Here is a 4,895-nt window from a genome sequence, read left to right as displayed (position 1 = left end):
ATAAAATTTCAGCGCATTCCGCCAAATATAAGAAATTTTATTGCTACCTACCGAGCGCAGCGCAAATTTCATTTTAAATTTTCATTGATTGATCGCTACTTGAATTTTACCCCATGCAACTTTGCGTTTTGAGCGTAAATTCTATTTCTGCAAGCTGCGAGGAGAATAAATTTAGCTATAATCCTCCGCTTAGATTTAGCACGGAACGTGGCACGTATATACGGCGCGGAATTTTAAAATTTTAAAATTTCAAGCAGAACTCGAAAAGCTAAAAACCGCTAAATGCGCTAAACTTAAAGCCAAATTTAAAAAGCCGGAGAGAAAACCGATGAACGTCCATAAAATCGCTTACACGAGAGTTATCGCGCTGGCGTTTGCCGCCTTTATTTTTAACACGACGGAATTTATCCCCGTGGCTCTGCTAAGCGACATCGCGGCGGATTTTAGCATGGACGTTACGAGCACGGGGCTAATCATCACAATCTACGCGTGGGCGGTGAGTATCCTCTCGCTGCCTCTGATGCTACTAACCTCAAAGCTCGAGCGCAAGAGGCTGCTTTTGCGGCTTTTCGTGCTATTTACGCTAAGCCACATCCTGGCAGCGGTAGCGTGGAATTTCGCCGTTTTGGTAATCGCGCGACTCGGTATCGCGATTTCGCACGCGATCTTTTGGTCGATCACCTCATCGCTCGTCGTGCGCCTAGCGCCGATAAATAAAGGCTCTCAGGCCATCGGCATGCTGGCTTTGGGCACCTCGCTTGCGATGGTTTTGGGGCTTCCTTTGGGGCGCGTGGTCGGCGAGCTTTTCGGCTGGAGGATTACGTTTTTCGCAATCGGCGCGCTTGCGGCGGCAGAGGCGCTGTTTCTTTGGAAAATTTTACCGTTTTTACCGAGTCGCCGCGCGGGCTCTCTTGCGAGCTTGCCGATGCTTGCAAAGCGCCCTATGCTGCTTGCTTTGTATCTGCTGACGTTTTTGATCGTAGGCGCGCATTTTACGACCTACAGCTATGTCGAGCCCTTCGTGGCGAAATTTAACCCCGCAGGCGACCACTTCGTAACCTACGTTCTGCTTGCATTCGGTGCTTCGGGCATCGCCGCAAGCGTGCTTTTTTCAAAGCTTTACCGCTCATTTGCGAACGCCTTTTTGATCTGCTCGATCCTATTTATCCTAGCCTCGGCACTGACGCTAAAGGTTTTTGTCGCAAATGACGTAGCGCTGCTGCTCGCGGCTTTCGTCTGGGGGATAGGGATTTTCGGCTTTGGGCTTTGTTTGCAGATTAGGGTTTTGGCGCTGGCTCCCGACGCTACCGACGTCGCGATATCGATCTACTCGGCGATTTATAACGTAGGCATCGGCGGCGGAGCGCTTTTAGGACATCAAGTCGCAACGAGATTCGGGCTTGAACACATAGGCGAGGCGGGCGCGATATTGGGCGCGCTAGGGCTTGCAAGCTACCTCTATGCAAGCGTGAAATTTGCGGAGAAAAAATAGCGCGCGAAAAACTAAAGGTAGCCCGAAAGACGCAAGAAATTTTACGAGCCATTCATTCCACTTGAAACCTCGCTAATCACGGCAAAAGATTGGGGCGAGTTGAAGTAAAAATTTAAAGGCTTATTCTAAATTAGCCTTTTTCTCTAAAACTTCAAGTATAAATTTCATCTTTAGTTTTTGGTTTTCGTCGCCGTTTTCTGATATCTTTTTAAACATGTTTAAAATTTTAAGCCTTAGTTCTTTGTTGTTTGAGAGATAAGAAGCATTACTTTGCAAAAATCCTATTGCACTACGAAGAAATTCCAAATTTTCATAACAATATTTTTCTAAAATTTCTTCCGTTATTTTTGAGGTTAATTCTTTTTGGATCGGAACTCTAGTGTTAAAAATATTTTCTATTATTTTCTCTGCAGATGATATCTTATATATTTCGTTTTGTGTTATAAGGTTATCGTGTAGTTCATTAACACGCTCATCAAAATTTATCATCTCGTCTAAAATGTAGGTATATAAATTTTGATATTGGTCATTTTCGAAAACACCTCTTATATATTCTAGTAAAATTTTAGTCGCAAATTCATGGTATTTTTGCTTGTTTTCTTCATCAAATTTTTCTAGTGTTTTTATGTATAAAAGAAAAGGGCTAACCCCGACTATATCTATTATATTCTCTTTATTTGTTTCTAGACGAGTAAAGAGATTGCTTACAAAAATGCCGTTGTCATACTGTAAATTTAATGTGCCGTTTAAGTATTCCTCTAAAATTTCTTTTCTAATTTCTATATACAGCCTACCCTTATGTTTATCGTATTCTTTATTGATGATATTTTCTATAATAATATTAAATTCCTCAATATTTATAATTGATTTTTTAGTATATGATAGTATGTTTATACCTAGCCAATAGTAATCTTCATCATTTGTAAATTTAAATGCATAATATAGGTCGCCAGTGTCTTTTTCATTTTTAAATAATTCATACACATCTGTTAAATTGCTACGGTAGTCTAATTTACCAAGAAATCGCTCGATCTCGGCGGAAGAATTCATTGCATTTATGATTGATATTCCTAGTATATAAGTTATGGCGTTGTCTTTTATAGGTTGATATTTTTGCAGTTTATCTTCTAGATGTTGTTTATAATCATTCAGCGCATTTATCGCTCGCCTCATCACTCTAATATTATTTATGGCGTGCTTTGAAAAATACTGTAATGCCGCATCTCGGTAAACTTCCTCTAACTCGCCCGATACGATATTAAAAGATTCCTGTGGAGTCGGATTATAATAAAATTCGTAGTCCATAATTTTATCTTTGTATTGCGATAAAATTTTTTCTAGTTCTATTTTATCCTCTTTTATTTGGCTAGTATTTTTGAGCTCTTTATCTTCTAAATTTTTCTTATCTTCTTTTTGTGTTTCTTTAATAGGAGCCGTCATCTTTGAGCGATTTAAAATCATAACTATATGACAATTTTGCTGCTCTTTATATTCGGAAATTGTCCCTAAAACATCTTTTAAATTTATCTTATCAGATATTCTCTCAAAATCGTCGAAACAAATTATAACATCTTTAAAATTTTCTTTTTTAAAAAACGATATGCAGCCTATTAACGCTGAACCTAGTTTAGGTGTTACCTCATCGATTACCTTATCAAATCTCAAATATTTTGCTTTCTCTGAAAATTCTGAAATATATTCATTTCTTCTATAAATTTGTATTCCTATCTCTTGCTTAATTTCCTGGATGCTTTCCCTACCGAATAAAGATACATAAACAGAATTTTCCTTAAATTTTGCATCGGAAAATTTTTTCCAAAAAGTTGTTTTTCCTACGCCCCATTCGCCGTCCAAAACGATGCAGACTGCATTTTTTCTCTTTAATATTTCCGTTAATCTTTGTTCGATATTTTCTTTGGCGGTACTCATATTGATCCTTTATCGTTTTAAAATTTTACTAGAACTCTCATAAATTTAAAGGTTTTTTACTAAGTGCCTTAAAATTTGTCCCTCGTTAGAGCGATAAATTTTAAAATTTAGTGGCAAGGCGTAAAAATTTAAGGCGTAGATTTAAGGCTCGAGCCGCCAAAATTTAACTACTTTATAAACCCGACCCGCGGTAAAATTTCAGCTAGCGCCGCGTCCTTTTTCTCGTTAAATTTGACCTTGTTCTGCTCAAAAAGGTTATTTCCGTGCGCGTCGATCGAGACGATTAGCGGCCCAAACTCCTTTACGCGGCACTTCCACAGCGTCTCAGGCATCCCAAGCTCCGTCCAGTCGGCACTCTCGATCTCCTCGACCTGCGTCGCGGCGACCACCGCGCAGCCCGCAGGAAATACGCAGTGTATCGCGCCAAACTCCTTGCAGCCGCTCATCGTGCCTTCGCCCATGCCACCTTTGCCTACGATCAGGCGCACGCCCGTTTTAGCGATAAATTCGCGCTCAAATTTCTCCATCCGCATGCTAGTCGTCGGCCCGACCGAGACCATCTCAAAGCTTTTATCGCCCGTTTTTCTGATGATCGGTCCCGCGTGCAGGATCGCGCCGCCTCTGATATCAAGCGGCAGCTCGCGACCCTCCTGCACGACGCGTCTGTGCGGCACGTCGCGGCAGGTGACGATGTGTCCGCTGAGGTAAATCACGTCGCCGATCTTGATATCCGCCAGATCCTCGGCGCCGATCGGCGTGGTTAAAATTTTCTTACTCATAGCGCGAACTCCTTGTGCGATTTTATGACAAAGCTTAGCTGCTCGTCCCAGACGATATGGCCTTTGCGGTGCGACCAGCAGCCCACGTTTACGGCGACGGCGATGACGCTTGGGTGGCGGGCGCAGTTCTCGATATGCACGCCCATGACCGAGCTTGCGCCGCTCATGCCTTGCGGGCCCAGGCCGATTTTATTGATGCCATCTTCTAGCAGCTTTTCGGTTAGCGCGGCTCGATCGTTTGGATTGCGCGAGCCAAGCGGTCTCATCAATGCTTTTCTAGATAGCAGCGACGCCACGTCGATCGAGGTGCCCACGCCTACGCCCACTAGCAGCGGCGGACAGGCGTTTATGCCGTAGCTAGTCATTATATCCATGACGAATTTCACGACCCCTTCGTAGCCCATACCGGGCATCAGCACGGTCGCCTTGCCATGGCAGGCACCTTATTATTAATTGCCGCGCTATACCAATTTTCCGACACGGTTCAAGTGATTATTGGTGGCGTGTTGCGTGGTTATAAAGATACCAAAGCTATTTTATACATCACGTTATTTTGCTATTGGGTTGTCGGTATGCCACTGGGTTACACGTTAGCGCGCACGGATCTTATCATTACCGGTGGTATTGCGGCGAAAGGGTTCTGGATTGCCTTTATTGTGAGTTTAACCTTAGCCGCGATATTATTAATTTATCGT

General features: G+C 42.6%; 5 protein-coding genes. 2 read left to right on the top strand and 3 right to left on the bottom strand.

Annotated features, from left to right (window positions below):
- Positions 1–328 precede the first annotated feature (328 nt).
- Positions 329–1,492, top strand: coding sequence for a sugar transporter (locus tag Q0372_RS08745; RefSeq protein WP_298104918.1), 1,164 nt, complete (start codon positions 329–331; stop codon positions 1,490–1,492).
- A gap of 120 nt (positions 1,493–1,612) precedes the next feature.
- Here Q0372_RS08745 and Q0372_RS08740 read toward each other — a convergent pair whose 3' ends face one another.
- The 3 genes from Q0372_RS08740 to Q0372_RS08730 form a co-directional block, all read right to left on the bottom strand.
- Entirely contained in the window at positions 1,613–3,421 is a 1,809-nt protein-coding gene (locus Q0372_RS08740; RefSeq protein ID WP_298104916.1) for a P-loop NTPase fold protein, read from the bottom strand.
- Between the two features lie 167 nt (positions 3,422–3,588).
- On the bottom strand, positions 3,589–4,200 hold the full coding sequence (gene ttdB / locus Q0372_RS08735) for a L(+)-tartrate dehydratase subunit beta (protein WP_298104914.1): 612 nt from the start codon (positions 4,198–4,200) through the stop codon (positions 3,589–3,591).
- Positions 4,197–4,619 carry a fumarate hydratase gene (locus Q0372_RS08730; protein WP_298104912.1) on the bottom strand — a complete coding sequence of 141 codons (423 nt, stop codon included), beginning with the start codon at positions 4,617–4,619 and terminating at the stop codon, positions 4,197–4,199. The genes ttdB and Q0372_RS08730 overlap by 4 nt, the downstream gene beginning before the upstream one ends.
- 12 nt (positions 4,620–4,631) lie before the next feature.
- Between Q0372_RS08730 and Q0372_RS08725 the strand changes: the two genes are divergently transcribed.
- Positions 4,632–4,895 (top strand): MATE family efflux transporter (locus tag Q0372_RS08725; protein WP_298104910.1); only part of this gene is annotated, 264 nt, incomplete at its 3' end.

Source organism: uncultured Campylobacter sp. (assembly GCF_937997405.1).
In the GTDB taxonomy this organism is placed as follows: domain Bacteria; phylum Campylobacterota; class Campylobacteria; order Campylobacterales; family Campylobacteraceae; genus Campylobacter_B.
Note: the sequence above shows the minus strand (reverse complement) of the source record. Positions and strands in the feature narration are given on the sequence as shown.